Below are 4436 nucleotides of genomic sequence, written 5' to 3'. Positions count from 1 at the left end.
CAGAAGTGCTAAAACTGCACAAGCAAAAATTGCTTTAGAAAATGCAGATTTACGTCTAGAAGAAACCAAACAAAAACTTACTTTACAAGCTAAAAAAGCCAAAAGTGAATATCAATTAAGTATCGAAAATTATCAAACAAATAAAAAAAATGTGGGTTTAGCAGAGCGCATAGAAAAAAAACAACGTGTTAAGTTTTTCGAAGGTATTTCTACCAGTTTCGATTTATTACAAGCACAAAACCAACTATACACGCAGCAGCAAAATTACATACAATCTATGTTAGATGTTATTGCTAAAAAAGCCGCATTAGAAAACGCATTAAACCTACCTATAAAATAAAAAAATTATGAAAAAAATATATACATTAGTTTTAACTGCACTTATTTTAGCTTCTTGTGGAGATAAAAAAGAGGTTTCTGTAGAAGATATTTTAGCAACCAATGATGTTGAAAAATTAAAATCAAAAAAAGCAGAATTAGACACAAAACAACAAGAATTAGCTACTCAATTAGAGAAAATAAATGATAAGTTAGATAACTTGAATGAAGATAAAAACATTCCTTTAATTACAACTTTAAAGGTAAAAGAAGAAGTTTTTACACATTTTATTGAATTACAAGGAAACGTACAAACCAAACAAAATGTTCTAATTTATCCTGAAATGCCAGGTATTTTAGAAAGTGTTTTTGTAAAAGAAGGACAAAGAGTTTCTAAAGGACAAGTTTTAGCTAAAATAGATGATGGAGGAATGTCCTCTCAATTAGCACAATTAGAAACTAATGCAGAATTAGCCAAAACTACTTACGAGCGTCAAAAAAGATTATGGGATCAAAAAATTGGTTCAGAAATTCAATTTTTACAAGCAAAAACAGCTTACGAATCACAAAAAAACGCTGTAAAACAACTAAAGAGTCAGTTAGGTAAATCTACAATTAGAGCTCCATTTTCTGGTATTATAGATGATGTTTTTAAAGAAAGAGGAACCGTAGTAGCACCAGGTCAAGGTTCAGAAATTTTTAGAATTGTTAATCTATCTAACATGTATATAGAAACAGAAGTGCCAGAAACCTATATTGGTAGTATTACAAAAAATAAAGATGTTGAAATAAATTTCCCTGTTTTAGGAGAAACTGTAGACTCTAAAGTAAGGCAAGTTGGTAATTTTATAAACCCAAACAACAGATCTTTTAAAATAGAAATTGGTGTACCAAATTTAAAAGGAAAAGTAAAACCAAACTTAACAGCAAGATTAAAACTGAACGATTATACAAACCCAAACGCAATTTTAATACCACAAAGTATTATTTCAGAAAACGCTAAAGGCGAACAGTTTATATATATTATAAAAGATAGAAAAGAAAACAACGAAGCTGTAGCAGAACGATTAATTATAGAAACCGGTAAAACGCAAGGTAACTTTATTGAAGTTCTTAAAAATCTTCCTTCAGGTTCAGAAATTATTATGGAAGGCGCAAGAAGTGTTAATAATGGTCAGGTTGTAAAAGTGATTAATAAATAGGAAGGTAATGGCAAAAAAAAATAAACAAGTAGATAAAGAATTTAAACTTTCTTCTTGGGCAATAAATAATAAAACTACTATTTATGTCTTGATGTTTTTAATTCTTTATTTAGGAATATCGGCATATTTTACAATGCCTAGAGAAAATTTTCCAGAGATAAACGAAACTAAAATTTACATTAGCTCTGTATATCCAGGAAACACAGCAGAAGATATTGAAAAATTAATTACAAATCCGCTAGAAGACAAACTAAAATCGGTTAGTAATGTAGTTGAAATTACCTCAACTTCTCAAGAAGATTACTCTATAATTACAGTTGAGTTTGATGAGAAAATAGATGTAAATGAGGCTAAGCAAAAGGTAAAAGACGAAATAGATCAAGAAACAGCAGGTGAAGATTGGCCAACATTTAATGGCGCAAAAGTAAAACCCAATGTTTTTGAGTTGAGTATGTCAGAAGAAATTCCGATTTTAAACATCAACATTTCTGGCAATTACCCTGTTGCAAAGTTGAAAGAATATGGAGAATATTTACAAGATGAAATTGAAGATTTAACTGAAATTAAAAAGGTTGATATTCGTGGAGCGCAAGAAAAAGAAGTAGAAGTTGCTGTAGATATATATAAAATGATGGCAGCAAAAGTAAGTTTCGATGATATTACAAATGCCATAAATCGTGGAAATGTAACCATGTCTGCAGGTAACTTTATTACAAGTCAACAAAGAAGAACGGTTAGAATTATTGGAGAAATAGACAAACCGTCAGACTTAGGAAATTTCGTAATCAAATCAGAAAATGGAAATCCTATTTACTTAAAAGATGTCGCTGAAATCAATTTTAAAGACAAAGACAAAACAACCTATGCAAGAGAAAATGGACATGCAGTTGTAATGTTAGATGTTAAAAAACGTTCTGGTGAAAATATGGTGGCTGCTGCAGATAAAATTGGCGAAATTGTAAAAGCTGCAAAAGCAAATAATTTTCCTCCAGATTTACAAGTAACTATTGCCAATGATCAATCTCCAAAAACCATTGGTCAAGTAGATGATTTGGTAAACAACATCATATTTGGTGTAATTTTAGTAGTAATTGTTCTAATGTTTTTCCTTGGATTTAAAAATGCCATTTTTGTTGGTTTTGCAATACCGATGTCTATGTTTATGTCTTTAATGATCTTAAGCGCAATGGGCCAAACCTTAAATACAATGGTATTATTTGGTTTAATTATGGGCCTTGGTATGTTGGTAGATAATGGTATTGTAGTTGTAGAAAACGTATATCGCTTAATGGACGAAGAAGGAATGAGTAGAATTGAAGCTGCCAAAAAAGGAATTGGAGAAATTGCATTTCCTATTATAATTTCTACACTTACAACAGTTGCTGCCTTTGTTCCTTTAGGTCTTTGGCCAGGAATTATGGGACAATTTATGATGATTTTACCCATCACTTTATCTATTGTTTTAGGTTCCTCTTTATTTGTGGCAATATTCTTTAACTCAGTTTTAGTTTCTAAATTTATGAGTACAGAAGATAAAGATATGCCATTAAAAAGCATCATAAAATTAACCAGTATAATGGCTATAATTGGGTTGCTTATATTCTTCTTTGGAGGAGAATACAACGCGCTTGGAACATTAATTCTTTTTACCGCAATAATGTTGTGGGTTTACAGATTATTCTTAAGAAAAGCTGCAAATTATTTTCAAAAAAACACTTTGGTTTCTTTAGAAAACTGGTACGAAAGGCAATTAAAAAGAGCACTTTCTGGTTGGACACCTTATGTTTTAGTGGTAGGAACTTTTATTTTATTATTTATAGCTTTTGCAGGTTTTGGTTGGTCTGTTGGAGAGCAAAGAACAAAAATTGAGTTTTTTCCAGACAACAAACCCAACCAAATTATTGTGTATATAGAATATCCTGAGGGTACAGATATTGAAAAAACAAATCAAATAACAAAAGAAATTGAGCAAAAAGTATTTGGCGTTTTAAATCAAGATCAATATACAGATGGCGATTATAATTTTATGGTAGAAAGTACGGTTTCTCAAGTTGGTGAAGGCGCAGGAAACCCACAAACAGATGGAGGTTCCTCTGCAGAAATGCCACACAAAGGAAAAATTACAGCTTCTATGCGCGAATATAAATACAGACGTGGAGAAGATAGTGAACTTTTACGTCAAAAAGTACAAGAAGCCTTGGTGGGTATTTATCCAGGAGTTCTAATTTCTGTAGAAAAGGATGCAAATGGACCACCTACAGGTGCACCAATTAATATCGAATTGAATGGCGAAGATTATGAAGAATTAATTTTTACTGCAGAAAGAATGCGCGATTATTTAAATACGCAAAGTATTTCTGGAGTTGATGAATTAAAAATTGACGTAAACAAATCGAAACCTGGAATGCAGGTAATTGTTGATCGCAAAAAAGCAGGAGAATTAGGCGTTTCTACGGGTCAAGTTGGGCAACAACTAAGAGCTTCTATATTTGGAAACAAGGCTGGAATTTATAAAGAAAATGGCGAAGATTATGATATTTACGTGCGTTTTAATAAAGAGGATAGATATGATAAAAGTGCTGTTTTTAATCAAAAAATAACCTTTAGAGATCCTGCATCTGGTAAAATTAAAGAAATACCTGTTTCTGCTGTAGCATCACAAAGTAATAGTTCTGGTTTTAGCGCTATAAAACATAAGGATGTAAAGCGTGTAGTTACAGTATATTCTGCACTTTCTCCTGGAGAAACAGATGCTGGTGCAGTAGTTGCTAGAATTCAAAATTCTATGAAAAGTTTTAAAGACTTGCCAAAAGATATTAAAATTGATTATACAGGGCAAATTGAAGAACAAAACAAGCAAATGGCATTTTTAATGGGTGCGTTCTTTACAGGTTTAATGTTAATTTTCTTCATTTT

General features: G+C 31.3%; 3 protein-coding genes. All 3 read left to right on the top strand.

What is annotated here, in order from left to right; translation table 11 throughout:
• The coding region (locus ACTG3S_RS12160) for a TolC family protein (RefSeq protein WP_439129619.1) at positions 1-340 on the top strand (340 nt) is incomplete at its 5' end.
• Between the two features lie 7 nt (positions 341-347).
• Complete coding sequence (locus tag ACTG3S_RS12155; protein ID WP_439129618.1) at positions 348-1520, top strand: efflux RND transporter periplasmic adaptor subunit; 1173 nt, start codon at positions 348-350, stop codon at positions 1518-1520.
• Positions 1521-1527: 7 nt separating this feature from the next.
• The coding region (locus tag ACTG3S_RS12150; RefSeq protein ID WP_439129617.1) for an efflux RND transporter permease subunit at positions 1528-4436 on the top strand (2909 nt) is incomplete at its 3' end.

Source organism: Polaribacter sp. (assembly GCF_965656025.1).
Classification (GTDB): Bacteria; Bacteroidota; Bacteroidia; order Flavobacteriales; family Flavobacteriaceae; genus Polaribacter.
This window is presented reverse-complemented; position numbering and strand designations above follow the sequence as displayed.

Excerpts from the sequence above, each read along its gene's own strand:
- ACTG3S_RS12155 (WP_439129618.1), top strand. The coding sequence starts at position 348 with ATGAAAAAAATATATACATTAGTTTTAACTGCACTTATTTTAGCTTCT.